25 protein-coding genes and 1 pseudogene are annotated in these 25,752 nt (G+C 60.1%); 16 read left to right on the top strand and 10 right to left on the bottom strand.

Annotated elements, in window-relative coordinates:
* Nucleotides 1-43: 43 nt before the first annotated feature.
* Nucleotides 44-1,243 (bottom strand): CynX/NimT family MFS transporter, encoded by a 1,200-nt coding sequence (locus A6764_RS20710; protein WP_065067674.1) that lies wholly within the window; start codon nt 1,241-1,243, stop codon nt 44-46.
* A gap of 13 nt (nt 1,244-1,256) precedes the next feature.
* Nucleotides 1,257-1,487 (bottom strand): annotated as a pseudogene (locus tag A6764_RS20705) (GNAT family N-acetyltransferase); the annotation flags it as partial.
* Nucleotides 1,488-1,721: 234 nt separating this feature from the next.
* On the opposite strand from A6764_RS20705, the gene A6764_RS20700 reads away from it, so the two are divergent.
* From A6764_RS20700 to purD, 3 genes are all read left to right on the top strand, one after another.
* Nucleotides 1,722-2,090, top strand: coding sequence for a hypothetical protein (locus tag A6764_RS20700; protein ID WP_044897749.1), 369 nt, complete (start codon nt 1,722-1,724; stop codon nt 2,088-2,090).
* A gap of 161 nt (nt 2,091-2,251) precedes the next feature.
* Nucleotides 2,252-3,799 carry a bifunctional phosphoribosylaminoimidazolecarboxamide formyltransferase/IMP cyclohydrolase gene (purH, locus tag A6764_RS20695; RefSeq protein ID WP_065067676.1) on the top strand — a complete coding sequence of 516 codons (1,548 nt, stop codon included), beginning with the start codon at nt 2,252-2,254 and terminating at the stop codon, nt 3,797-3,799.
* 74 nt (nt 3,800-3,873) lie between these two features.
* The gene (gene purD / locus A6764_RS20690) at nt 3,874-5,142 is read left to right on the top strand and encodes a phosphoribosylamine--glycine ligase (RefSeq protein ID WP_065067677.1); all 1,269 of its coding nucleotides are present in this window, start codon (nt 3,874-3,876) and stop codon (nt 5,140-5,142) included.
* Between the two features lie 60 nt (nt 5,143-5,202).
* On the opposite strand, the gene A6764_RS20685 is transcribed toward purD, so the two are convergent.
* Both A6764_RS20685 and A6764_RS20680 read right to left on the bottom strand, forming a co-directional pair.
* A complete protein-coding gene (locus tag A6764_RS20685; protein ID WP_162836716.1) occupies nt 5,203-5,340 on the bottom strand; it encodes an EYxxD motif small membrane protein in 138 nt (45 codons plus the stop codon).
* Nucleotides 5,341-5,352: 12 nt separating this feature from the next.
* Nucleotides 5,353-5,808: a YgaP family membrane protein gene (locus A6764_RS20680; protein ID WP_035290415.1), complete on the bottom strand. Its 456-nt coding sequence runs from the start codon at nt 5,806-5,808 to the stop codon at nt 5,353-5,355.
* Nucleotides 5,809-6,028: 220 nt separating this feature from the next.
* On the opposite strand from A6764_RS20680, the gene A6764_RS20675 reads away from it, so the two are divergent.
* From A6764_RS20675 to A6764_RS20640, 8 genes are all read left to right on the top strand, one after another.
* Nucleotides 6,029-7,789, top strand: coding sequence for an adenine deaminase C-terminal domain-containing protein (locus tag A6764_RS20675; RefSeq protein ID WP_065067678.1), 1,761 nt, complete (start codon nt 6,029-6,031; stop codon nt 7,787-7,789).
* Nucleotides 7,790-8,458: 669 nt separating this feature from the next.
* The gene (locus A6764_RS20670; protein ID WP_029100812.1) at nt 8,459-9,412 is read left to right on the top strand and encodes a branched-chain amino acid ABC transporter permease; all 954 of its coding nucleotides are present in this window, start codon (nt 8,459-8,461) and stop codon (nt 9,410-9,412) included.
* Between the two features lie 9 nt (nt 9,413-9,421).
* Nucleotides 9,422-10,711, top strand: a complete 1,290-nt coding sequence (locus tag A6764_RS20665) for a branched-chain amino acid ABC transporter permease (RefSeq protein ID WP_065067686.1) — start codon at nt 9,422-9,424, stop codon at nt 10,709-10,711.
* A 22-nt stretch (nt 10,712-10,733) separates the two neighbouring features.
* Complete coding sequence (locus A6764_RS20660) at nt 10,734-11,510, top strand: ABC transporter ATP-binding protein (RefSeq protein ID WP_029100810.1); 777 nt, start codon at nt 10,734-10,736, stop codon at nt 11,508-11,510.
* 18 nt (nt 11,511-11,528) lie between these two features.
* Nucleotides 11,529-12,236: an ABC transporter ATP-binding protein gene (locus A6764_RS20655; protein WP_029100809.1), complete on the top strand. Its 708-nt coding sequence runs from the start codon at nt 11,529-11,531 to the stop codon at nt 12,234-12,236.
* A 129-nt stretch (nt 12,237-12,365) separates the two neighbouring features.
* Entirely contained in the window at nt 12,366-13,025 is a 660-nt protein-coding gene (locus A6764_RS20650) for a hypothetical protein (protein ID WP_065067679.1), read from the top strand.
* Between the two features lie 280 nt (nt 13,026-13,305).
* Nucleotides 13,306-13,989 carry an AzlC family ABC transporter permease gene (locus A6764_RS20645; protein ID WP_141669736.1) on the top strand — a complete coding sequence of 228 codons (684 nt, stop codon included), beginning with the start codon at nt 13,306-13,308 and terminating at the stop codon, nt 13,987-13,989.
* The gene (locus tag A6764_RS20640; RefSeq protein WP_238551018.1) at nt 13,979-14,293 is read left to right on the top strand and encodes an AzlD domain-containing protein; all 315 of its coding nucleotides are present in this window, start codon (nt 13,979-13,981) and stop codon (nt 14,291-14,293) included. The genes A6764_RS20645 and A6764_RS20640 overlap by 11 nt, the downstream gene beginning before the upstream one ends.
* 40 nt (nt 14,294-14,333) lie before the next feature.
* Here the strand turns inward: A6764_RS20640 and A6764_RS20635 are convergent, their stop codons facing one another.
* From A6764_RS20635 to A6764_RS20625, 3 genes are all read right to left on the bottom strand, one after another.
* Nucleotides 14,334-15,509 carry an MFS transporter gene (locus A6764_RS20635; protein ID WP_065067680.1) on the bottom strand — a complete coding sequence of 392 codons (1,176 nt, stop codon included), beginning with the start codon at nt 15,507-15,509 and terminating at the stop codon, nt 14,334-14,336.
* Nucleotides 15,509-15,955, bottom strand: a complete 447-nt coding sequence (locus A6764_RS20630; protein ID WP_029100806.1) for a MerR family transcriptional regulator — start codon at nt 15,953-15,955, stop codon at nt 15,509-15,511. The genes A6764_RS20635 and A6764_RS20630 overlap by 1 nt, the downstream gene beginning before the upstream one ends.
* 176 nt (nt 15,956-16,131) lie before the next feature.
* A complete protein-coding gene (locus tag A6764_RS20625) occupies nt 16,132-16,887 on the bottom strand; it encodes an IclR family transcriptional regulator (RefSeq protein WP_035298925.1) in 756 nt (251 codons plus the stop codon).
* Nucleotides 16,888-17,100: 213 nt separating this feature from the next.
* On the opposite strand from A6764_RS20625, the gene A6764_RS20620 reads away from it, so the two are divergent.
* Genes A6764_RS20620 through A6764_RS20600 form a run of 5 tightly spaced genes read left to right on the top strand, consistent with a single transcriptional unit; the run spans nt 17,101 to nt 22,111 of the window.
* The gene (locus tag A6764_RS20620) at nt 17,101-18,216 is read left to right on the top strand and encodes an ABC transporter substrate-binding protein (protein WP_029100804.1); all 1,116 of its coding nucleotides are present in this window, start codon (nt 17,101-17,103) and stop codon (nt 18,214-18,216) included.
* Between the two features lie 8 nt (nt 18,217-18,224).
* Nucleotides 18,225-19,319: an ABC transporter ATP-binding protein gene (locus tag A6764_RS20615; protein WP_065067681.1), complete on the top strand. Its 1,095-nt coding sequence runs from the start codon at nt 18,225-18,227 to the stop codon at nt 19,317-19,319.
* Between the two features lie 3 nt (nt 19,320-19,322).
* On the top strand, nt 19,323-20,165 hold the full coding sequence (locus A6764_RS20610; protein WP_035298929.1) for an ABC transporter permease: 843 nt from the start codon (nt 19,323-19,325) through the stop codon (nt 20,163-20,165).
* On the top strand, nt 20,162-20,962 hold the full coding sequence (locus A6764_RS20605) for an ABC transporter permease (protein ID WP_029100801.1): 801 nt from the start codon (nt 20,162-20,164) through the stop codon (nt 20,960-20,962). Before A6764_RS20610 ends, A6764_RS20605 begins: the two co-directional genes overlap by 4 nt.
* Before the next feature lie 12 nt (nt 20,963-20,974).
* A complete protein-coding gene (locus tag A6764_RS20600; RefSeq protein ID WP_065067682.1) occupies nt 20,975-22,111 on the top strand; it encodes a M20 family metallopeptidase in 1,137 nt (378 codons plus the stop codon).
* 155 nt (nt 22,112-22,266) lie between these two features.
* Here A6764_RS20600 and A6764_RS20595 read toward each other — a convergent pair whose 3' ends face one another.
* The 3 genes from A6764_RS20595 to A6764_RS20585 all read right to left on the bottom strand — a co-directional run bounded on the left by A6764_RS20595 (nt 22,267) and on the right by A6764_RS20585 (nt 25,731).
* Nucleotides 22,267-23,472, bottom strand: coding sequence for a branched-chain amino acid ABC transporter substrate-binding protein (locus A6764_RS20595; protein WP_065067683.1), 1,206 nt, complete (start codon nt 23,470-23,472; stop codon nt 22,267-22,269).
* A 160-nt stretch (nt 23,473-23,632) separates the two neighbouring features.
* The gene (locus A6764_RS20590; protein ID WP_065067684.1) at nt 23,633-25,030 is read right to left on the bottom strand and encodes a HAMP domain-containing sensor histidine kinase; all 1,398 of its coding nucleotides are present in this window, start codon (nt 25,028-25,030) and stop codon (nt 23,633-23,635) included.
* Nucleotides 25,027-25,731 (bottom strand): response regulator transcription factor, encoded by a 705-nt coding sequence (locus A6764_RS20585; protein ID WP_029100797.1) that lies wholly within the window; start codon nt 25,729-25,731, stop codon nt 25,027-25,029. Before A6764_RS20585 ends, A6764_RS20590 begins: the two co-directional genes overlap by 4 nt.
* Nucleotides 25,732-25,752 lie beyond the last annotated feature (21 nt).

The raw sequence follows: 25,752 nt of genomic DNA, 5'->3' as shown, positions 1-25,752 counted from the left end.
CCCGTGGCGGAGGGCCGTTTGTTTGCTTCGTGCCGCAGGGGCCTTATACGTATTTGCTGCGTCCCGCTCCGATCCCGGCGATCGTCATCAGCAGGCTGACCACCAGCAGCGTCAGCAGGGGGAGCGTCCACGAACGGGTCCAATCGTAGAGAATCCCGATCAGGATCGGCCCGCCGGCGGCCAGCAAATAACCGAAGGATTGCGACATGCCGGATAACGCGGAAGCCTGATGCGTGTTAGTTGTTCGCAGGACGATCATCGTCAGCGCCAGGCTGATGCTGGCCCCCAGCCCGATGCCGAGAAACACAAGGGATCCAAAGAGCAGCAAGCTGTTTCCGCCGCCCAGCAGCCCGCCGAATCCGGCCAGAAAGAAAAGGCCGATCACCAAGGCCATGCCCGACTGGTTGGGCAGGCGGGAGGCCAGCACCGGCGCCAGAAATGTGGCGGGCAGACTGACAAACTGCAGGATGGAGAGCATCCAGCCCGCTGTCGAGACGCTCATGCCGTGGTGATGCAAAATTTCCGGCAGCCAGGCAATGGTGCAGTAGAACGCAAACGACTGCAAACCCATGAAAACGGTAACCTGCCAGGCCATCGGCGAACGCCAGAGCCGGCCGTTGGCGGACGTTTTGCCCTGGTCGCGGGCGAATCGGCCGGAAGAACGAAGCTGCGGCAGCCAAACAACCAGGGCGATGAGGGCCAGCAGGGACCAGCCGGCCAGCGCTCCCTGCCATCCGAGATGCAGTGCCTGGGCAAGCGGGACGCTGAGACCGGACGCCAGCGCGGCGAACGTGCCCATCGCGGTGGTGTACACGCTCGTCATAAGCCCGACCTTGTCCGGAAACCGCTGCTTGACAAGCCCCGGCAGCAGCACGTTGCAGATGGCGATCCCCAAGCCGATCAAGGCCGTTCCGGCAAATAACGCGGCGGTCCCCCCGAGCGAGCGGAGGACGATGCCGACGATCAAGGCGCACAGTCCCGCCCAGATGGTCCGTTCATTCCCGTAACGCTCCGCGATCTTCGGAGCGAGCGGAGACAGGACGGCAAAGGCGATGAGCGGCAGCGTGGTCAAAAAACCCGCCATGCCGCCGGACAGGCCCGTATCCATTCGGATGGAGATGATCAGCGGACCCACGGAGGTGAGGGCGGGGCGCAGGTTGAAGGCGACGAGAATGATGCCCGCGACAAGAAGTATGTTTCCCGCCGGCAGGGGACGGGAAGCGATGTCTTCACGATTGGTCATGAGAGGATTCCTCCAGACACCGTAAATCTTCGCGCTGCAAGAACTTCACATGGGCTTCGCGAATATTCAGTGCAACGTCTTGTTCGGACTGCTTTTTCTGTGCAAACGGCATCCACGGTTTCAGTTCCGCAATGGACGCCTGGATGGCCTGAAACATTGCTTGCCCGTCTCCAGGCTGCGACATTCGTATCAACAATCGGTCGGTGAAAAACCGGGTGGGAAATTCCAGCAGCATCGGATTCATGCGAAGATCATCCTTTCATTATTTGCGTAGTAACAGTTGTTAATTCTTTACGGGATGCACGTTTCCTTTCGCAAAAACACATAAGCGCCCAACCGGCGGAGAAATGCTGCGAGGAGCACGCGTGACGAACCCGTGCCGTTCCGGCCGGGGAGACGGCCTTTTTGGAAAAAACGTTCCCCACCCGGGCTTCCGCTACATACAGTAGAACGAAAGCGGAAAAAAGGAGGGGGCCACATGGGCGATTTCATTTCCGATCTGCTGGGGAAGCTGAGCAAGAAAACAGGACGGAACTGGACGCTGGAGGATATCGTGCGGCTGGCGCAAAAGCTGCCGAAGGGAGGGACCGGAAACATCGATGACGTGCTCAACGAGCTGTCAGACATGGGTCTCAACCTGAACGAGGAAACGCGGGAGCAGGTGAAGGAGCAGTTGAAAAACGGCAAACCCCCATCCCTCGAATCAATCAGCGACCTGGCGAACAAGCAGGCACAGGGAACGGACACCCCGAAGAAAGAGGTGTCGCAAGCGAGCGGGAGGGCGAAAGGCGATCCGCTTGCCGAACGATTGAAAAAATGGCAGGACGGGAAAAAGAAAAGGCGATAGACTTTGATGCAAAAGGAACGCAGTCTCACGTGCCCCGGCACGGTGCGGCTGCGTTTGTTTTTTGGGGGAAACCTTGATAAAAACGTACAATTGTGTTTTAATTAACTTATAATGTTCGTGTTTTTCTATTCTCTTTCCAAAAAAGTCAGGAGGTTCTATCCGTGAGTGTGAAAAAGGCACTGATCAGCGTTTCCGACAAGACAGGGTTGATTCCGTTTGCGCGCCGTTTGGCTGACGCCGGCGTGGAGATCATCTCCACCGGGGGTACGGCCGCCATGCTGAAAGAAGCGGGCATTCCCGTCATCGGCATTTCCGAAGTGACCGGTTTCCCGGAGATTCTCGACGGGCGCGTCAAAACGCTGCATCCGAACATCCACAGCGGCCTCTTGGCTGTACGCGACAATGAAACGCACCGGCAGCAGTTGAACGAACTGCAGATTGAAACGATTGATCTGGTTGTCGTCAACCTGTATCCTTTTAAGCAGACGATCGCCAAACCGGACGTGACGTTTGCGGAGGCGATTGAGAATATTGACATCGGCGGGCCGACCATGCTGCGTGCGGCCGCGAAAAACCACCAGTACGTCACCGTTGTGGTGGACGCCGCCGACTACGAGCAGGTAGCCGTGGAAATCGAGAAGGAAGGGGATACGTCCCTGGACACGCGCCGCCGTCTGGCCGCCAAGGTGTTCCGCCATACGGCCGCGTACGACGCGCTGATTTCCCGCTATCTGAGCGAACAGGTGGGCGATTTCCTGCCGGAAAGCTACACGGTGACCTACGAAAAGGCGCAGGATCTGCGCTACGGCGAAAATCCGCACCAGCGGGCCGCGTTCTACCGCGAGCCGCTGGCGGCCGGGGCCAGCATCGCCCGCGCCGAACAGCTTCACGGCAAGGAACTTTCCTACAACAACATCAACGATGCTGACGCCGCTCTGGCAATCGTGCGCGAGTTTGCCGAACCCGCCGTGGTTGCGGTGAAACACTCCAATCCGTGCGGCGTAGGCATCGGTGCCGACATTCGCGAAGCCTACCAAAAGGCGTACGAGGCTGATCCCGTTTCCATCTTTGGCGGCATCGTGGCGGCCAATCGTCCGGTGGACCGCGACACCGCCCTGTTGATGAAAGAAACGTTTTTGGAAATCATCCTCGCGCCTGATTTCACTGAAGAAGCGCTGGCCGTGCTGACCGAGAAGAAAAACCTGCGCCTGCTGCGCATCCCGGCGCTGAACGAGTCCCGGGAGGCGGCGCAAGGCTTCCGCATCGCTCCGGTGGCGGGCGGAGCGCTGGTGCAGGAGTACGACGTGAAACAACTGGAAGATGCCGACATCCGCGTGGTGACCGACAAACAGCCGACCGCCGACGAACTGGCCCAACTGAAATTCGCCTGGAAGGTCGTCAAGCACGTCAAGTCGAACGCCATCGTGCTCGCCAGGGAGAACATGACCATCGGTGTGGGCGCCGGCCAGATGAACCGCGTCGGTGCCGCCAACATCGCCATCGCCCAGGCGGGAGAAAAAGCGAAAGGGGCCGTGCTGGCCTCGGACGCCTTCTTCCCGATGCCGGACACCGTAGAAGCGGCGGCGAAGGCAGGCGTGACGGCGATCATTCAGCCGGGCGGTTCGGTCCGCGACCAGGACTCCATCGACGCCTGCAACCGCCATGGCATCGCGATGGTGTTTACCGGCGTACGCCATTTCAAACACTAATCGTCCGGCACGAATCCATGGGAGCCGAACAAGAAAAGCGGGGATTCCAGAACCGCTGACAGGAGGGAGTACGGATGAACGTACTGGTAATCGGCGGCGGGGGCCGCGAACACGCCATCGTCTGGAAGCTGGCGCAAAGTCCCAAAGTGAAAAAGATTTTCTGCGCGCCCGGCAACGGCGGTACGGCGCAGTTGGCGGAAAACGTGCCGATTCCCGTTGACGATTTTGCCGCCCTGGCCCAGTTTGCCAAAGACGAGGGGGTTGACCTGACGGTGGTCGGTCCGGAAGACCCGCTGTTGGGCGGAATCGTGGACTTTTTTACGGAGCGCAGCCTGCCGATCTTCGGGCCGACCGCCCAGGCGGCGAAGATCGAAGGAAGCAAATGTTTTGCCAAGCATCTGATGAAGCGCTACGGCATCCCGACGGCCCGGTACGAGTCGTTTCTCGACTACGAGTCCGCCCTGGCCTATGTGCGTGAACAGGGGGCACCGATCGTGGTCAAAGCGGACGGGCTGGCCGCCGGCAAAGGGGTGGTCGTCGCGGAAACGCTGGAAGCGGCGGAGGCGGCGCTCTACCGGATCATGAAGGAAGGGGTGTTCGGCCAGGCAGGGGCGCGCGTGGTGATCGAGGAGTGCATGCGCGGCGAAGAGCTGTCCCTGCTGTCGTTTGTCGACGGGGAAACGGTCAAGCCGATGGTGACCTCCCAGGACCACAAGCGCGTCTTTGACGGCGACCAGGGACCCAACACCGGCGGCATGGGCACCTACGCGCCTGTGCCGCACATGTCGGCGGAACTGGTGGAGCAGATCGTGGAAACCATCGTCAAGCCGATGGCCCGCGGCATGGCCCGGGACGGCATTCCGTTCCGGGGCGTGCTTTACACCGGCCTGATGATCACGGACGAGGGGCCGAAGGTGGTGGAGTTCAACGCCCGCTTCGGCGATCCCGAGACGCAGGTGATTCTGCCGCTCCTGGAGACCGATCTGGTAGACATCTGCACGGCTGCCATCCAAGGGGAACTGGCATCCGTCGACGTGCGCTGGAAGCAGGAGAGTGCGGTATGCGTCGTCATGGCCGCTCCCGGGTATCCGGGCGATTACCCCAAGGGAGAGCCGATCAGCGGGTTGGAGAAGGCGGACGAGTCCGTTACCGTGTTCCACGCCGGCACCAAACAGACGGAGAAGGGCATCGTCACCAGCGGCGGCCGCGTCCTCGGCGTGACCGGGACGGGGCGGACGCTGGAGGAAGCGCGGGCTCGGGCATACGCCGCCGTTGAGCGCATCCGCTTCGAGGGGGCGCATTACCGCCGGGACATCGCGGACAGGGCGCTGCGCAGAAGCTAGATTCATGCAAATCGTGACAAGGACGTTTGCCTGCAGCGAAAAAAAGGGAGACCCGTCCGGTTACTGACGGTATCTCCCTTTCTTTTTGCCGGCTGCGTAAAAAAAGTACCCCATGACGGCGACGCAGCCGATGATCAGGGCGATGACAAAGGCGTTGTGGGAAAACCACTCGTACAGCGGAGGTCCGACAAGTGACATGGGCAGTCCCTCCTAGGAATAGGTTGGATAGAGATGTTCGTCGCGGCTGTGGTGGTCGTCCGGTTTTTGTTCGCGCCCTTGGCTGCGGGAGGCTTCTTCGGCCTGGCGGTAGGAGACGTACTCCTGAACGGCCGCTTCGAGCTGTTTGTCTTCGGCCGACAGGTTGGCATGCTCCTGTTTGGGAGTCGTGCCGATGCCCATCTGCTTCAACCCCGCCTGGGCCCCCATGTCCTTGACTTTGCCCAGCATGTTTTGCAGACCGGCCCGATCGCGGCTGTTGACACCCATCGCGTACAGCATCGGACAAAAACGGGTGACGCCTTCCGCCACCTTCATGGCCGACAGTGCCATCAACAGCCAGGGGGTGCGGTACGGGCGGCGGCCCATCCGGCCGACTCCGTAGGCCAGCCCTAACAGGCCGACGGTGATGCGAATCACGGCATCCACGGTTCCGACGTTTTTTTGCATCGTTGTCCCTCCTGTCCTAACGGTTCCTGTTTGGTAGTGTGTGCCGGGAGGAAAAAAACACGCGAGGGAATTGTTGTTAGCAGCGATGCGGGGTTACAGGATACCGGCGGGCGGACGGAGAAGTGTACACAGGAAGTGACCGAGCGTTCGCTAGAAAACGTCTGCTCAAGCAGAGGGATTCTCTATCCGTGCGCCAAACAGGGAAAGGAGTGCATGCGCAATGCGAGTCCGTCCGATGAACGAGGAGGCTTACCTGCGTCTGATACGGGTGGCGAAGCGGCAGGCCCCGGCCGACATGTGGATCAAAGGAGCGCGGGTGCTGCAGGTGTATACCAAGGAATGGCGGGAGGTGAACGTCGCTGTCGCCGGAGAGCGGATCGCCTACGTGGGGGAAAAGGAGCCGGAGGTGGACGAACAGACGGTGGTGGTGGACGCCGCCGGGATGTACGCTGTGCCGGGGTACATGGAGCCGCACGCCCATCCGTTTCAGTGGTACAATCCGTTTACGCTGGCCGACTTCGCGCTGGAACGGGGAACGACCACCCTGGTGTCCGACACGATGATGCTGATGAGCCTGCCGTTTGCGCAGGTGGCGGAGATCATGGAGCGGCTGTCGGCCCATCCGGTCAAGCATTTTTTCTGGAGCCGGCTCGATCCGCAGCAGAGGCGGGCGCAGGCCGAACCGCCGTTTGACCGGGCAGGGCTGGCCCGCATGCTGGAGCATCCGCTGGTTGTCCAGGGCGGGGAACTGACCGACTGGCAGGGAGTGTTGAGCGAAGACGAGACCCTGCTGTTCGGGATCAAGCACACCCGCGATCTCGGCAAACGGATGGAGGGACATCATCCGGGAGCGTCGGCGGAGACCCTGAACACGGCGGCTGCCGCCGGGATCACCGCCTGCCACGAGAGCATCACGGCGGAGGATCTGCTGCGCCGCCTGCAGTTGGGGATGTACACCGCGCTGCGCCACTCGTCCATCCGTCCGGACCTGCCGGAACTGGTTCGCGGCTGGCTGGAGATGGGGCTGCCCTGGTCGCCCCGCATGATGCTGACGTCGGACGGCAGCACGCCGCCGATGCACCGGCACGGCCTGATGGATTACACGATAAGGGTGGCGATCGAAGCGGGCATGCCGCCGGAAGAGGCCTACGCGATGGCGACGCTCAACCCCGCCGTCTACTACGGCATGGACGCCGAAATCGGGGGTATTGCACCAGGCCGGCTCGCCGATGTTCTGCTGCTCGCCCGTCCGGAGGAACCGACGCCCGAGCTGGTCATCGCCAACGGACGGCGGGCGGCGGAAAAGGGGCGGCTGCTGGTGTCCACGGTGCAGCCCCAATGGGAGCGGTACGAGTTTCCGCCCGTCGACCGGCTGGGGAGGGACGTGGGGGCGGAAGCGTTTCGACTTCGCCACACGGGTGGACCGCTGCCGGTCCTGCACATGCGCAATGCGGTGATTACCACACTGGAGCGGGAGGAGCTGCCGGCCGACCGGGATGGCTGCGTTTCGTTGGAGAACGATCCCGAGCTGGCGGTGATCTGTTGTCTCAATCCTGACCGGGAGCGGCTGACACAGGCGCTGGTAAGGGGGTACAGCCGGTCTCTGGAGGCGCTGGCCAGCACCTACACCGCCTCCGACGACTGGCTGGTGATCGGGCGCGATCCAGAGGCCATGGCGCAGGCGCTTCGGCGCGTCCGGCAAATCGGCGGGGGCGTGGTGATGATGGACGAGGGACGGGTGGTCTGCGAATGTCCGCTGCCGCTCGCCGGAATGTTTTCTCCCGCGCCGATGGACGACGTGATCGGCATGGCGGAATCGCTGACGGACCTCTTGCGAAAAAAGGGGTATGCGCATTTGGACCCGCTCTATTCGCTGCTGTTTTTTACCGCCACCCATCTGCCGTATGCCCGGCTCACCGCCGAGGGGATCGTCGATGTGAAGTCGGGGGCCGTCATGGTGCCGTCCATCCTCCTTCCATGAGGGGAACACGTTTTCTCAACGGGTCGCTTTAATTAAATAAAGTATTGATATATTTATTTGATTTAAAAACAGGTTCATTTTTACGCTGATATATGCTTGAAAAATATGTTTTTGAAAATACCATTTTTCATCTCTTGTAAATTTCCTAATATATTTTACAATTAAGAAAGGCCAGACAGGAACGGTCCTGCGAGACGATCGGCCCATGGCGAGAATCCTCCCGGGGTGGACGTTTTACGGGCCGGACAGGTGATTTCATGGGTGGCGGTGGACGGGTGGTTCTGATATGATTATGCTAACCTGTCCCGCCGTGGAAGGGGTGCTTTGAGGGGACGGTTTCTCGTGGGCATTCGTCGATCGGGACGGCCAGCCGACTCCGGAATCGCAGGGAACGCTGCTGAATAGGGCCAGACATCGCAGACTGCCGAACAAGCCTCTGCCAACCCGGGGCGACACTCAGGTGTGCGCCCTTTCTGTTTGAGGAGTTGTCCGGCGCGCGGACGAGCCTCTCGCCGACTGTGCTGCCGCTCAACGGAAAGACAGCGCGTCAGGCGAAGAACGCAGCGGATGTCCCGACAGCCGCCGGGCGGGAAGTCGTTTTTTGCGATCGTCGAATGCAGAAAATTTACAATTAACGCAAGTTTGCAAAGGAATGAGGGATGGGAAAGTATGCTGCTCGACATTTTGCCTCAGGTGTTGGTTGACGGCTTGACGCTGGGCTTCATGTACGCCGTCGTTGCGCTCGGCTACACCATGGTGTACGGGATTCTGGAGTTCATCAACTTCGCTCACGGCGAGATTTTCATGGTGGGCGCCTTTGTGGGGACGGAGGTCCTGCTGATCACGGACGCCCTGGGAGCGCTGGAGGGGATGAATCCGTTTGTCGCGCTGTTTTTGACCCTGCTGATCGCGATGATCATAACCGGAGCCCTCGGCGTCGGGATCGAGCGGGTAGCCTACCGTCCGCTGCGCGGCGCACCGCGGCTCGTTCCGCTGATTTCCGCGATCGGCGTGTCGTTCCTGCTGCAGGACCTCGTCCGCTTTACGGAAGCCATTACCCGCAACGAATTTTATCTGAACAGTCCCATTCTTTTTACAGGTTCCATCCCGTTGGGCAGCATCGCCACGATTCCGACGAAGGCGTTGATCGTCATCGTGCTCGCCGTTGTGATGATGGTGTCGCTGACCTTGTTCATCAACAAGACCAAGTGGGGAATCGCCATGCGGGCCGTTGCGCAGGACCAGTCGACGGCGTCGCTGATGACCATTAACGTGGACAAAGTCATTATGCTTACCTTTTTGATCGGCTCCAGCCTGGGTGGCGCAACCGGGGTGCTGTTTGCGCAGAACTACGGCACGATTGACCCTTACATCGGCTTTATTCTCGGCCTCAAGGCGTTTACCGCAGCCGTCCTCGGCGGAATCGGCAACATCCGCGGAGCGATGGTGGGCGGCGTTCTGCTCGGCCTGCTGGAGTCCCTGTCCGGCGCGTACATGGGTCCGCTGACCGGCGGAGCGTTTGGCGCCGAGTACAAAGACGTGTTTGCGTTCAGCATTTTGATTCTCGTGCTTCTGTTCAAGCCGGAAGGGCTGTTTGGCGAAGCCGTAAAAGAGAAAGTGTAGGTGAAACGCATGGCAAACATGGTTTGGAAGTCGTTCAAGGGGATTCCGCTTCCGGTTACGCTGATCTGGATCGCCGGGTTTTCCGCCGCGCTCCACTTTTTGGACAAATCGGTCATCGCGTTTCTGGGAATCTTGTGCTCCATTGTTTTGATCTACTACACCAACTCCTCGAAAAAGGTCCGGATGCTCATCGGGGCACTGGTGCTCCTGGTCATCATTCCGCTGGTGGCGGGGGACAACCGCTACTACATGGAAGTGGCTTCGCAGGTGGGCATCTACGTGGCGATGGCGCTCGGCCTGAACATCGTGGTCGGCTTTGCCGGTCTGCTTGACCTCGGCTACGTCGCCTTTTTCGCCGCCGGTGCCTACGCGTACGCGATTTTTTCCACGTCCCAGGCCAACCAGTTCATTCCCGGCGACCTGTTCCCGCTGTCGGGCGAGTGGTTCTGGCCGTTCCTCATCGTCGGCTTGATCGTGGCCGCGATCTTCGGGATTTTGCTCGGCCTGCCGGTCCTGCGGGTGAAAGGGGACTACCTGGCCATCGTCACCCTTGGGTTTGGCGAAATTATTCGGATTATTTTCAACAACCTGGACAAACCGATCAACATCACCAACGGCCCGCAGGGGATTACTCCGATCCCGCAGCCGGAGCTGTTGGGGATGAAGATGGGGACGCCGTTCCACTTCTACTTTATCGTGCTGGTTGTCATCGCCTTTATCGTCCTGGCCAACCTCCGCTTCGAAAACTCGCGCATCGGCCGCGCCTGGATCGCGGTGCGGGAAGACGAGCTGGCGGCCCAGTCCATGGGCATCTCGCTGCTGAACACCAAGCTGGCCGCGTTTGCCACGGGCGCTTCTTTCGCCGGTGTGGTCGGCGTCATTTTCGCCGCCAAGCAGACGTTTATCGATCCGACCTCGTTTACGCTGATGGAGTCGATCGGGATTCTCGTCATGGTCATCCTCGGCGGCAGCGGAAGCATCCCCGGCGTGGTGCTGGGGGCGGCGTTCGTCACGGTGCTGCAGGTGCAGCTGCTGAAAGAGCTCTCCAATTTCCTGCACTCGCTGCAGCAGGCGGGCGTCATCAACCTTCCCAACCAGTTGGATCCGTCCAAGTTCCAGCGCCTGATCTTCGGCATCATGTTGATTCTCGTGGCGCTCTACCGTCCCAACGGATTGATTCCGGCGAAGCGCAGGAAGAACGACCTCGACGCCATCCGGGCAAGCAAATTCGCCGAGAACCGGCTGGGGATCCTGAGCAGGCTGTCGAAAGGCAAGCTGTCCCAGGGCAGCCAGTCGTAGCGGACAAGGAGGGAGCATCAGTATGGCACTGTTGGAAGCAATCGGCTTGACCAAGCGCTTCGGCGGTCTTGTCGCCAATCAGGACATCACGATCAAGATCGAGAAGGGGACGATTACGGCGGTCATCGGGCCGAACGGGGCCGGGAAAACCACGTTTTTCAACATGATCACCGGCTTTTACGAGCCGGACGAAGGCGATGTCCTGCTGAACGGGAAAAGCATCAAGGGACTGCGGCCGGACCAGATTGCCGAGCGGGGCATCACCCGCACGTTCCAAAACATCCGCCTGTTCAAGGAGATGACCGCCCTGGAAAACGTGATGGTGGGCACGCACAGCCGGCTGACGGCGGGGCTGTTGGGCATCCTGTTCAACATCAGGCGGGTGCGCGAAGAGGAAGAGCGGGCCCGCGTCGAGGCCTATCAGCTCCTGGAATACGTCGGGATCGCCCACGTCGCCAACGAAGCGGCCGGCAGTCTGCCGTACGGCTTGCAGCGCCGCCTGGAGATTGCCCGGGCGCTGGCGACCAATCCGCAAATCATCCTGCTGGACGAGCCGGCGGCGGGGATGAACCCGCGCGAAACGGCGGAGATGACCGAGTTTATCCGCCGGCTGAAAAACGAACTGGATCTGACCATCATCCTGATCGAACACGACATGAAGCTGGTCATGGGCTTGAGCGAATACATCCACGTGCTGGATTACGGGCGCAAAATCGCCGAGGGAACGCCGGAGCAGATCCGCCACAATCCCAGCGTCATCGAGGCGTACCTGGGCAAAAGCGCGTCGGAAGTGTCGTAAGCGGGGGAGGAATCAAAGATGGCATTGTTGGAACTGCATAACGTACACACCTATTACGGCGGTATCCACGCGTTAAAGGGGCTGAGCATCCAGGTCAACCACGGGGAAGTGGTGACGCTGATCGGCTCCAACGGGGCGGGCAAGTCGACCACGCTGAAGACGATCTGCGGCCAGACACGCGCGCGGGAAGGGAAAATCCTCTTTGACGGCAAGGACATTACCCAGATGCGCACGCACGAAATCGCCCTGCTGGGCATCGCCCACGTGCCGGAGGGGCGGCGCATTTTCCCCAAGCTGACGGTGCGGGAGAACCTGGAGATGGGCGCCTTCTCCGTAACGGACAAGAATCTGATCGAGGAAGGGATTGAGCGGGCGTTCCGCTACTTTCCCCGGCTGAAAGAGCGGATCAACCAGAAGGGCGGCACGATGTCCGGCGGGGAACAGCAGATGCTGGCCATCGCCCGCGGCCTGATGATGAAGCCAAAGATCCTGATGCTGGACGAGCCGTCCATGGGGCTGGCGCCGATTCTGGTCGAGCAGATTTTTGACATCATCACGGAGCTGAACCGGGAGGGCATGACGATCCTGCTGGTGGAGCAAAACGCCAATCAGGCGCTCTCCGTGGCCCATCGCGGCTACGTCATCCAGACGGGAGAGATCATCCTGCAGGACGAGGCGGCCACCCTGCTGGCAAACCCGCAGGTTCGGGAAGCATACCTCGCATAGCGGTCTAACACCGATGGAGTCTACACGACCCCATCGGTGTTTTTTTATGTCGCTGCCGCTGATCAGCTTTTGCCTGTTGGCCGATCAAGCCAAAAATCAGGTACAGCCGTTCACAAGGAGTTGTTGTTCATGAATCAGGTCATATCTGATAAAATGAAACGAAACACGATTCTGAAAGGAAGATTTTTAATGATATACAAAGAAATGGTTATTTTTGCGATTATTGCAACTTCCATTGTCGTTACAGGTGGGTACCTTTACGTAAGTGCCAATCAAACTGCATCCAGCCAAGCAAATCAATGGCAGGAAGACGTTCATGGGGCTGAAAATAAGGGGAAGGCGGGAACTACGATAAATATAAGCGGAGATGTTCATGAGAGTTTTACCAATATCGAACAGTTGAAAGACAGCTCTGAATTGATTGCTGAGGTTGAAATTGAAAAGTCGGACAGCTTCCCATACAAACATGTTGTGTTTACGCTTAGTGAAGCGAAACTGCTGCATGTATATAAAGGAGAGGTCCAAAACGACGAAACCATCAAGATTCTCGAAACCGGTGGATATAAGGATGGAACGGAATACACGTTTGAAGGCAACAAGGTATTTACGGAAAAGGAAACAGCGATTGTATTTTTGGAAAAGTACGAAGGTCCGATTGTTGATCACGCTTATGTAATAAAAGGGGGGTATCAAGGAAAATTTGTAACAGACGGTCATACAGGAAAACCAGCCAATGGCGTACAAAAGGGGCTGCAGGTAAAAACCATGGAAGATTTGGACTTGGAATAGCATGTATCAGACGGCCAGCCAGGTGAATCCTGGTTTGGCCGTTTCCATGTGCCCGGCAACCCTCCGGCCTGAGCGAGTCGGAGCAGCAGCGAGTGTAGGGAAGTCCACCAGGGCAGGGAGCGCAGCGGATTTTACGTGGTCGAGCTGGAAGGGGAGCTAAACGTCCATACCGGCGGGACTGCGGCTGCTGTACGAGGTGTGGAAGCCGTATTTGCACTCCTGCATTTGACAGAACTTACTGACAAGCGTAGAGTGTAGCAGTGTATGGAGGGTGAAGCGAGTGAACTCTGCGCGCACGTTGTTTGTCACAGGCATGATTCAAATTATCCCGGTCGCCGCCGCGGGGATCGTGGACGGGCTTGTGTTTGGCATCCTCGCCCGGCAGGCAGGTCTCGGCATCGCGGAAGCCTTGCTGTTTTCGCTCCTGGTCAATGCAGGGTCGTCGCAGTTTGCCGCCGTCGGCCTGATCTCGCAGGGGATTGTGGGCTGGCCCATTCTGGTCTCCACGGCTTTGCTGAACGCCCGTCACCTGCTGTACGGACTGTCGCTCGGGCCCCACTTTCGCGGGACGCCTCCGTGGAAGCTGTCGTTGATGGCGGCTGGCCTGAACGACGAGACGTACGCCCTGACATCCACCTATCTGGCGTCCGGCCAAAAGCCCAGCCTCTCCTTTTTTGCCGGTGCGAGCGCGGTCGACTATCTGATCTGGAACGCCAGCACGCTGGCCGGCGCCTGGTTTGGCGCGGTGTTTACGGAAACGGAGGCGTACGGCCTGGACTTTGCGTTTGTGGCCACGTTCCTCGGCTTTCTCGCGATCAATCTGCTCTCCCCGTTTCATGTGAAGGTGGCGGCCGGCGCTGCGGCTGTCGCCTGCCTCGCGTACTGGGGAGGTGGCGGGACGGCGGCGGTGATCGCCGGGACGCTGACGGCAGTGGTGATGGGAGCGGTGAGCCGTGAACGATAAGGTGCTGCTGATCATTGTCTTGATGGCCGTGATTACCTATCTGACGCGGTTTCCCATGTTGCTGATCAGCTCGCGCTGGGAGATCCCCGACTGGCTCCGGCGCGGACTGGCCATGGTCCCGGTGGGCGTGTTCAGCTCGCTGACCGTGCCGCCCATTCTCTTTCATGGGAATGACGGGCAGTGGAGTCCGGAGTACCTCGCGGCGGGGGTGGTTTCACTCGCCGTCGGCCTGTGGAGAAAGCAGGTCGTCTGGGCGCTGTTGGCCGGGGTGGGGGCGATTGTGCTGTGGCGGGCTCTTTTCTGATGATTCGGGAAGAGCGTGTAAAAAAAGGCGAGCTTGCGCATCAACGCAGGCTCGCCAGTTGTTTTTTGCCGGCGTACAGCGCCAGCATGCTGAACAGAACGGCCAGCGCGCCCGCGTAAAACGGGACGTGCGGCGAGTACCACTCGGCCAGCTTGCCGGCCAGCCAGGGCGCGACCGCGCCGCCGACGAAACGGACGAAGCTGTAGGCGGAAGACGCGACGGCACGTTCCACCGGCGCGACGTCCATCACCGATGCGGTCAGGACGGTGTTGATAATGCCCAGAATCGCGCCGGCCATGACGATGGCCAGTACCAGCGTCACTTGCGACGAAACGCCGAATCCCATGGCCGCCAGGTCTGCGGCCAACAGCAGCAGCATGGCGAACAGCGTGGGGACGGACCCGTAGCGCTCCTGCAGCTTCGGCGCCACGATCACCGAGGTGATGGCGAGCATCACACCCCAGAAGAAGAACACGTACCCCAGGCTGTGTTCGTCCATGTGCAGCACAAACGGAGAAAACGCCAACAGCGTAAAAAACCCGAAGTTGTACAGGAGCGCCGTCAGCGCCATGGTAAACAGGCCGCGGTGCCCCAACGCGCGGAACGGATCGAGAAGCGAGCTGCGCCGCTTCGGCTTGGGCACGTCGCTGAGCAGAACGAATACGGCGAGCAGCGCGATCGCCATCAGCACGGCGACGCCGAAAAACGGCCCGCGCCAACTGATGCCCCCGAGCAGCCCGCCAAGCAGCGGTCCCACGGACATCCCCAGACCGATGGCCGCTTCGTACAGGACGATCGCTCCCGCCGTGCCGCCGCTGGCTACGCTGACAATCACCGCCAGGGCGGTGGAGATGAAAAAGGCGTTGCCCATTCCCCAGCCGGCTCGGAACCAGACGATCTGCATCACCGAGTGGGACATGCCGCCGAGGAAGGAAAACAGGATGATTCCGGCCAGGCCGGCCAGGAGCGTCGCCTTGGGGCCGATCCGGCTGGAGACCCATCCCGTGACCAGCATCGTCAAGCCGGTCATCAGCATGTAGCTGGTGAACAGCAGGGATACTTCACTGGGCGTGGCATTCAGTTTGCTCGCAATCGCGGGCAGGATCGGGTCGACCAATCCGATCCCCATGAAAGCGACCACACAGGCAAAAGCGACAGCCCAGGCTGACTTGGGCTGCTGCATAATGATGCGCCATGCATGAGTGTGACTCTCCATCAGGGTTCCTCCTTTTCGTTTTCGATCTCCGCCTGCAGTTCCCGTTTTTTCCTGGCAATGCGGGTCAACTTCTCATCGTAGTTGGCCAGCAGTTCCGAGAGTTTGTTCATTTTTTCCTGCAAAAAGCCGCGCTTGGCCAGGAGCGTCCGCTCCAGTTCGGTCAGCAGGTTCAGCTTTTCTTCGGCGGACACTCCCTGGTAATAGCCCTGCTTCAACAGCTCGTATTTGTGGGCCAGGTCCATCATGTCCTTGATTTCCTGCAGCGACGCTCCCAACAGGTCGCGGGTGTTTTTGACGTGCAGGATGTGGGCGATGTCCTCGTCCGTGTACATGCGGTATCCGCTCTCCGTTCGCCCGGACGGATTGACCAGCCCCAATTCCTCGTAATAGCGAAGCGCCCTTTTCGTCAGGCCGGTTTTTTTGGCTGCCTCCTCGATGCGGTACAACGGGCTCCCTCCCATTCGCTTGCGTACTGGCACGACGACATGAAGACAGGTATTATGATACAAAACTGTAACGTTAACGTAAACGTTATTGTTTTCCGCTTATATGGACCAGCCGCGTGCGCAAAAAAAGCCCGGACCAGACCAAACGGCTGATCCGGGCGCAGCATGGGCAGCGCTCACGGACGGTACCCCAATTCCGCGGACATCTCTCGCACCGTCTCCAGCAGTTCCCTGAGGATCGCATCCTTCTGGGGAAGAACGCGGTCGGACGGGCCGATCACGCTGACCGATGCGGCTACTTCGCCGGTGGAATCAAACAGCGGCGCCGCCATCCCGGTGACGCCCACGTTGCGCCGGTCGGAGCTGAATTCGTAGCCCCGTTCCCGGATCTCCCGCAGCGCCAGCTTGATCTCGTCGGCTGACGTGTACGAGTAGGGCGTGTACGTCCGGATTCCCTCCGCCAGCACCTCGTCCTGAAACGATTCCGGTTTGTAGGCCAACAGCACGCGGGACGCAGAGGTGGAATAGAGGGGGAAGCGGCGGTGCGTCTCGACCGTAAAGCGGATCGGGTGAGGCGAATCCACCTTGGTGACATAGATGGCGTCGGTGACGTCCTGCACGCACAGCACGACCAGCTCCTGCGTGCGGGACACCAGGCGGTTGATATAGGGAGCGGCAAAGTCGACGATGTCGTGGTTTTTCAGCACCTTGTTGCCCAGCTCCAGCAGCGTGTAGCCGAGCGTGTACTGCCTGGTTTTTTCGTTTTGGCGGATAAATCCTTCCGCCTCCAGCGTCGCCAGCAGCTTGTGCACCGCTCCCTTGGAGAGCTGCAGCCGCTTGCTCAATTCCGTCACGCCGAGCTCCTTGGGCGCGTCGAGGAAGATTTTCAACAGCCGGCAGCTGTTGCGTACGGAAGACAGAAAATGATCCATGGACACGACTCCTCCGAAGTTCACATTTAGCAATAGTCTACCATAACCGGGAAGACTTTACGGTTCGAAAAGAGATAATCATCCCTTTACTCAGACTACCTTGAATTGTCAGTCTCTTCATGATAGTATATCACTAGAGTTCTCGGATAGGAAACGATGTTTTCTATTCGTGAACAATTTGTCAAAAACATACACATAACGGGGGATGAACACGTGAAGAAACAGGCATTATCGGTACTGTCCATTCTTGCTTTGACCGGTTCACTGCTCGCCGGCTGTGGGTCTTCCGCCGGGCAGCCAGCCGCGTCCGGCCAGCCTGCGGGGCAGGGCGGCGGCCAGGCACAGGCTCAGTTGGAGGACACGCTGGTCGTGGCGGGCAACGGCGCCACCGTCGAACAGCTAATGAAAGACGAGATTTTCAAGAAGTTCAACGAGAAGTACCCGAACGTGAAGCTGACCTACGTCTCCGGCGTCTCGACCGAGATCGTGGCCAAGGTAAAAGCGCAGAAAAACGCGCCGCAGATCGACGTCACCATCGTCGAGGGCGGCGAACAGGAAAAAGGGCGCCAGGAAGGGCTGTGGGAGGCGCTCTCCGAGACGGACATCCCCAACATGAAAAACGTGCCGCAGGACCTGCGCGTCGCGGAAAACAGCGGGGTAACCGTCAACTTTACGCCGATGGGCATCTCCTACAACGCGGAGCTCGTCAAGGAAAAAGGCCTGCCGGTGCCCAAGTCGTGGAACGACCTGACCAGGCCGGAAGTGAAGGGCTACATCACGATGACCGACGTGGCCAGCAACTTCGGCCGCTCCACGATGATCATGCTGGCCTACGCCAACGGCGGTTCGGAGAAAAACATCGAGCCCGGCTTTGAAAAAATGAAAACGATTGCGAGCTACATGCCGACGTTTGCCAAGAGCGCGGCCCAACTGCAGCAAAACCTGCAAAACAAAAGCGCGGCCTACACCACCTGGACGATGGCCCGCAGCCTGACGCAGAAAGAGACGGGCCTGCCGCTGGAATTCGTCTTCCCGGAAGAGGGCGGCAACATCGTGCCGAACGTCGCCACGCTGGTCAAAGGGGCCAAGCACCCCAACGCCGCCAAAGCGTTTATCGACTTCCTGCTGAGCGACGAGGTGCAGATCATGTACGCGACCAAGCTCTACTACAACCCGGCCACGGCCGTGAAGCTGCCGGAAGACGTGGCCAAGCAGTTGGAGTTTGACCGCAGCAAAGTGGTGAACTTCGACTACGACACGATCAGCAAGGAAACGTCCGCGTGGCTCGATCGCTTCAACAAGGAGATCGCGCCGCTGACAGGAAAGTAGGTGTCCCTTTGAGCAAGGTAATTGACGTCGAACTGCGCAACATCATGAAGAAGTTCCAGAATAACGTCGTGGTTCGGGACTTCAACCTGCAGGTGGAGCAGGGAGAGTTTGTCTCGTTTCTCGGGCCGTCCGGCTGCGGCAAGACGACCACGCTGAACATGATCGCCGGATTTTTGGACCCGGACGAAGGGGAGCTCTTGATCAAGGGGCGGCGCATGAACGGCGTCCCCCCTTACAAGCGCGAACTGGGCATGGTGTTTCAAACCTATTCGCTGTTTCCGCACATGACGGTGGCGGAAAACGTCGCCTACGGGCTGAAGCTGCGCAAGGTGGGCAAAGCCGAGATGCAGGAGCGGGTGAAGCGGGTGCTGGAACTGGTCAAGCTGCCGCATGTGGCCGATCGCTATCCCAAGCAGTTGTCCGGCGGCCAGCGGCAGCGGATTGCGATCGCCCGCGCGCTGGTGATCGAGCCGTCGCTGCTCCTTTTGGACGAGCCGCTCAGCAACCTGGACGCCAAGCTGCGCGAAGAACTGCGCGACGAACTGAAGCGGCTGCACCAGGAGATCGGCGTGACCACCATCTTCGTCACCCACGACCAGGAAGAAGCGCTCTCCCTGTCGGACCGCATCGTCGTGCTGAACCACGGCCGCGTCGAGCAGATCGGCACGCCCGAGGAGATCTACAACCGTCCCGCCTCCGAGTTTGTCCACACCTTCATCGGCAAGACCAACCGCCTGGAGGGAGTCGTACTCGCCCAGGACGGCGAGGGTCTCACCGTGAAAACGGCGGGCGGCCTTATCGTCAGGGCGGCCCGGCAGCAGCGGGCGTTTGCCCCTGGCGAAAGAGTGGCGGTGTTTGTGCGGCCGGAAAAAATCCGTCTGGCGGACGGAGCGGCTGCGGATGAGGTCAACCACGCCAGCGGCCAGTTGATGATTGCCTCCTTTTTGGGCGCCTTTACCGAATGCGAGGTGAAGGCGGGAGGGCATACCCTGTCCGTCAAGGTGCAGATGGACGGGCAGGGGATGCCGCTTACCCCCGGCAGGGCGGTCAACTGCCGCTGGGAGAGCGAAGACGTGCTGGTCATGCCGGTGGAGAGGGGATAGCCCATGAGCAAGCGTCTCTCCATTCTGCTGTTGACAGCGCCGAGCATGATCGTGCTCCTGGGCGTGTTTCTGATTCCGATGCTGCTGATGCTCCTGTTGAGTTTTCAGGACGACACGCAGGCGTTCAGCCTGCAAAACTACCTGCTGTTCATCCAGGACCCGTTTTACCTGGAGATTCTCTGGCGGACCATCCGAATCAGCCTCTGGACGGTGCTGTGCACGCTCCTGCTCGGCTTTCCCGTGGCCATGTTCATGGCGCAGGCCTCGGGCCGGATGCGGGGCGTCGTCACCATGCTGATTCTGGCGCCGCACCTGATCAGCGTGGTGATCCGCAACTTCGGCTGGGTGGTCGTGCTGGGCGAAAAGGGCTGGATCAACGAAACGCTGCTGAAGCTCGGCGTGATCGACCAGCCGCTGCGCCTGATGTACAACGAGCTGGGCGTGGTCATCGGCCTGACCGATTCGTTTATCGCCTACATGGTGCTGGCGATCGCCACCAGCCTGTACGCGATCGATCCGTCGCTGTCCAAGGCGGCGTCCATTTTGGGGGCGTCCCGCGTGCGGACGTTTTTCACCGTGACGCTGCCGCTCAGCCTGCCGGGAATTATCGCCGGCACGACGCTGGTGTTCAGCTTGTCGATGAGCGCGTTTGTGACGCCGGCGCTGATGGGGGGCACCTCGGTGAAGGTGATGCCGGTCATCGCCTACGAACAGATCATGTCGACGCTCAACTGGCCGCTGGGAGCGGCGCTGGCCTTCCTGCTGCTGGGCAGCACGATCCTGCTGGTCACCCTGTACACGCGGCTGATTGAAACCAAGCGATACAAAGAGGTGTTTGCGTCATGAAAAAGCTGAATGGGTACGGACTGATCACCTTCTTTGTGCTGCTTCTGGTCAACCTGCCGTTTCTGGTCATCATCCCCAGCTCGTTTACTTCGGCCGGCTACCTGTCGTTCCCGCCGGAGGGCTTTTCCTGGCAGTGGTACGCCAAGATTCTGGATCGGCCGGAGTTTATCGAGTCGTTCTGGTTCAGCCTGCAGCTTGCCGCGATTACGGCGGTGCTGGCGACGCTGATCGGCACGCTGGCGGCCTTTGCCTTGAGCAAGTACAGATTCCGCGGTAGCGGGGTCATCAACAGCCTGCTGCTGTCGCCGCTGACCGTGCCGTCGCTGATCATCGGGATCGCCGCGCTGCTGTTCTTTACGCGGATCGGAATTGCCGGCACGTTTACCGGCCTGCTCCTGGCCCACACGCTGATCTCCATTCCGTACGTGGTGCGGCTGGTGCTGACCGGCCTCAGCACGTTCGACTACACCCTGGAAAAGGCGGGCTACATGCTGGGAGCCCGGCCGCTTCGGGTGTTCTGGGACGTCACGCTGCCGCTTTTGCGGCCAGCCATCGTGTCGGGCATGATCTTTTCGTTTCTGACCTCGTTTGACAACGTGACGGTGTCGCTCTTCTTGGTGGCGCCCGACACGACGACGCTGCCGCTGGCCATTTTCACCTACATGCAGGAGACGCTGGACCCGCTGGTGGCCTCCATCTCCGCGGTCGTCATCCTGCTCAGCCTGGTGTTTATCGTCCTGCTGGAAAAGGTGTACGGGCTGGAGCGCCTGTTTGGACTTAATTCCCAATCCCATTAAGGAAGAGGCACGATGTCAATTCACTCGTATCTGCAACAACATCACCAACACCTGATCCAGCTCTTGGAAGCCTGCGTCAACATGGATTCCCCCTCACGCGACAAGGAGGCCGGGGATCGGATGGCGGAGTGGTTTGCCCGCCGCTTCGAGGAACTGACCGGCGGCAGGGCGGAGCGAATCCCCAACAGCGTCTACGGCGACCAGGTGCGCTGCGTGCTGGGAAGCGGCAGCAGACAAGTCCTGCTGATCGGCCACTACGACACGGTCTGGCCGCAAGGGGAAGCGGCCCGCCGTCCGTTTTTCATCCGGGAGGGAAAAGCGTACGGCCCGGGCGTCTACGACATGAAGGCGGGCGTGCTGCAGGCGATGTTTGCGCTGCGCGCGCTGGCGGAGCTGAACCGCCTGCCGGCTGACAAGCAGGTGGTGCTTTTGCTCAACAGCGACGAAGAAATCGGCAGCCCCACCTCGCGGGCACTCGTCGAACGGGAGGCGTCCCGTTCCCTGGCCGGCTTCGTGCTGGAGCCGCCGATGGAGCCGGACGGCGCGCTGAAGACGTGGCGCAAGGGAAGCGCCCATTTTACCCTGCGCGTCCACGGCGTTTCCGCCCACGCCGGGGTGGACCACGACAAAGGGGTGTCGGCGATTGAGGAGCTGTCCCGGCTGGTGCAGTACCTGCACGGACTGACCGACTATGCGAGCGGGACGACCGTCAACGTGGGGCTGGTCAAAGGGGGAATCGGCTCCAATGTGGTGGCCGATTACGCCGAAGCGGAAGTGGACGTCCGGGTGAGGACGCTGGAGGAAGCGCGGCGGATCGAGCGGCTGTTTGCGGGACTGACGCCCAGCCTGTCCGGCGCGCGGTTGACGGTGTCCGGCGGCATCCGTCGCCCGCCGATGGAACGGACGGAGCAGGTCGCTGCCCTGTTTGCCCTGGCCCGGAAGATCGGGGCCGAGGAGCTGGGAATGTCGCTGCGGGAGTCGGGCACCGGCGGCGTCAGCGACGGAAACTTCGCCGCCGCCTGCGGTCTCCCCACCCTTGACGGGCTGGGGGCAAAAGGCGGGTTTGCGCACTCGCCGGAGGAATTCGTGGAGCTGGACGAGATTCCTAGACGCGCTGCCCTGCTGGCCCGGTTGATCGAAGAGGTGTAGCACCTGTCGAGGAACAATCCTGTTTGTTGATGGACAACCCTGTTGCGAAGCGGCTGCCGGCCCTGTCCGGCCGCTTGCGCAACAGGGTTTTTTGCTGCGTTTAAGCCGGAAGACGCAAAAAAGGCGCCCGCTGAACGCAGGCGCCGGAAAGCGGGTCACTGTCCCGCTTCGCCGATAAACTCGGCTTTGTCTTTGCCGTACCGGTAGATATACACCTGGGAGTGCTTGTTGTCTCCTTTTTCGTCAAAGGTCACCTTGGTAAACAAACCGTTAAACTCGTTGGTGGCGCGGATGGCGTTCATCACCTGTTCGCGCGTCGGCTTTTTGCCGCCGTTATCCTTGATGGCCTGTTCGATGCCGTTCAGGGCGACCAGCGTAGCGTCATAGGCAAACGGAGAAAACGCGCCCGGCTCCTTGTTGAATGCTGTTTTGAACCGGTCCACCCACTTCTTGCCTTCCTCCTGGGAGCGGATGTCGCTGACCACGGTGGCGTAGACGATGCCTTCCGCGGCGGAGCCGGCGATTTTGTACATGTCGTTCGACTCAAGCCCTTCGCCGCCCATGAATTGGCCGGTGTAGCCCTTCTCGCGTGCCTGCTTGGCGATGATCCCCAGTTCGGCGTACATGCCGCCGTAGAAGACGAGGTCGGGCTTGTGCGCCGCCAGTTGGTTGACGATCGCGCTGTAGTCTTTTTCCCCGGGGTTGATGCCTTCATAGGCCACTTCCTTCACGCCCAGCTCCTTGAACGCCTTGCGCACCTCGTCAGCCAGCCCCTGTCCGTACGCGGTCTTGTCATGGGCGATGTAGACCGAATTGACGCCCATCTTCTCCTTGGCGTATTTGGCGGCGGCCGGCGCGATCTGGTCGTTGCGCGCCACCAGGCGGTTCACGCTCTTTTTGCCCGCCTCCGTCAGTTCAACGCCGGTGTTGGCCGGGGAGATCATCGCCAGCTTGCCTTCCTCGTACTTGACGGAGGAGGGGATGGCGACGCCGGTGTTGTAGTGGCCGATCACGGCGTAGACGTCCGGGTCGGCGATCAGCATTTCCGCGTTGGAGACGCCGATTTTCGGGTCTGCCTGATCGTCCTGCGGGAAGAGCTGCAGGTCAAAGCCCAGCTTTTTGAAGTCTTCCGCGCGGTCCTGCACGGCCAACTGCGCCCCCAGCTTGATGCCGTCCCCCTCCAGCGACTGCGAGCCGGACAGCGGGCTTTGCGTGGCAATTTTGATTACGCTGGAGCCGGTGTTTCCGCCGCTGCCGGCATTGTCCCCCGTCGAAGAAGCGGAATTGCCCCCGCCGCAACCGGCGACGAGCGAACCAGCCAGCAATCCGGCAAGCAACAAGCGAACGGTTTGTGTTTTCATGACGTAACCCCCAACTCATTTGTGAGAAATATATTTTCTACTAACATATCAGGATAAAGCACAGGCGTCAACGAATATTCCGTATTGTTTGAAAATGGAAATTGTTTTGGACATAAACGGCCGGCCCGCATCAAAAAAGTCCCGGATGACCGGGACTTCTCTATTTCCTGTCGACTGGCAGCGTCACTGTAAAACAGGGGCCGTCCGCCTCGTTGCGCACGGAAATGCTGCCGCCGTGGGCTTCGAAGACGGCGCGGGCGATGGCCAGACCGAGGCCGTGCTTGCCCGATTTGCCTTTGCGGAAACGCTGGAACAGATGGGGCAGCAGGGCTTCCTCGATCGGCGGGCCGTCGTTGGAGATGGTGACGGTCACCGTTCCGCCCGCCTGGGAACCGGTGATCGTCAGCCGGCTGTTCGCGTAGCGCAGTTGATTTTCCAGGATGTTGACGAACGCCGTGCTGAGCTGTTCGCCGTCTCCTTCCAGCACCAGTTCGGAAGGCAGGCGCAGTTCCCAGGTGACGGCCGGGTTGAGCACGGAGAGGCGCTGCTGCAGGAGGCTGAACATCTCTGCCAGATCGACGCGTCCCATCTGCATCATCTGGGAGACCGACTCGATCTTCGTCAGGTAGAGGAGCTGGCCCACCACCTTTTCCAGCCGCTTGCTCTCCTCCATGATGATCTCCAGCCCCTTTTCCGCCTGGGGTCCCTTGAACACGCCTTCCAGCAGGCCGTGGGCATACCCCTGGATCGCCATGATCGGCGTCTTCAGCTCGTGCGAGATGTTTTGAATAAAGTAGCGCTGCGACTCGTCGTATTCCTTCAGTTGGCTTTTCATCGACTCAAACGAGCGGGCCAGTTGGCCGATTTCGTCCTCCCGGTCCATCGTCAGCGGGATGTCAAACTGCCGGCGGGCAATCTTTTGGCACGACTCGTCCAGGGTTTGCAGCGGCTTGCTCAGATAGCGGCTGAACCAGACGGCCAACAGCCAGCTCACCAGCAGCAGGACGAGGAAGATGACCATAAACTGGCGGGTCAGAAGCGCGTTGATCTGGTTCAGCTCCCGCTCCTTGGAAAAGAGGACGAGGTAGTAGGGAAAGCCGTGGTAATCCATCAGCTTGCTGACAAACAGGTAGTCCTCCCCGCCCCGTTCGAGCGTGCCGTGCTGCAGCCGGTTCCGGGAAAAGGAGGCCGCCCCCCGGAACAGGTCGATCGTGTCCTCGTAGGAGAGATTTTCCGTCAAGCGTTTGCCCAGCACATGGCCGTCCGCGGAAAAGACGATCATGTCAAACGAGTATTCGTAGCGCGACAGGAGCAATTGCAAAAAGTAGGGAGCGGCCGCGGGAACGGGGAGCAGTTCGTTGTGCTCGTTGAAGGCGATGTGTTCCGACAGGGTGTAGAACTCTTCCTCCAACAGGGCATACGTGTTGTTGACCAGGTACTGCTTGACGGCAAAGGGATAGACGATGCCCACGCCGATCCCCAGCACGCTGGTCAGCAGCATGAACAAAATCAGAATCTGCCGGGAGAGCGGCAGGTTTTTCAGGCGGAATTTGCTCATGGCCGGGTCAATCGGTAGCCGAAGCCGTAGACGGTCTCCAGCGGGAATTTGGGCATCTTTTTGCGGATGCGTTTGACCAGGTCATCCACCGCCCGGTCCGATCCGATGTAATCCTCTCCCCAGATGGCCGTCAAGATTTGTTCCCGGTTCAGGGCAAGCCCCTGGTTGTGCAGGAGGTAGACGATCAGCTCAAACTCCTTGGTGGTCAGCTCGATCGGTTTTTCCCCTTCCTTGACCAGCCGGCCTTTTTCCGAAATCAGGTACGGCCCCACCGCGACCCAGTCCTGGTACGTCTGCGGCTGGGCCGATGCGAGGGCAGGCCCCTTTTCGTACGTGCGCTGCAGCAGCTTTTGCACCCGGATGACCAGTTCCCGGGGCAAAAACGGTTTGGCCAGATAGTCGTCGCTGCCCAGCTCCAGCCCGATGATTTTGTCGATGTCCTGATCCCGGGCGGAGATGAAAATGATCGGCACGTCCGATTTGCTGCGAATCAGCCGCAGGAGCTCGTATCCGTCAATGTCGGGCAGCATGATGTCCAGGATCCAGATGTGGGGCTGTTCCGGCTCGTCCAGCACCGGCAGCACGTCGGCCCCGCTGGAAAACGCCCGGACCCGGAAACCGGCGCTTTCCAGGTAGGACTGCAAAAGCCCCAGCAGATTGGTTTCGTCGTCCACGAGATAGACGAGGTAGGGAGTCTGCATGGTTCATTCCTCGCTTTGCCT

The sequence above is a fragment of the Brevibacillus sp. WF146 genome, from assembly GCF_001673705.2.
GTDB lineage: Bacteria > Bacillota > Bacilli > Brevibacillales > Brevibacillaceae > Brevibacillus > Brevibacillus thermoruber.
The sequence above is the reverse complement of the archived record's forward strand: the minus strand, read 5'-3'. Positions and strand labels throughout refer to the sequence as shown.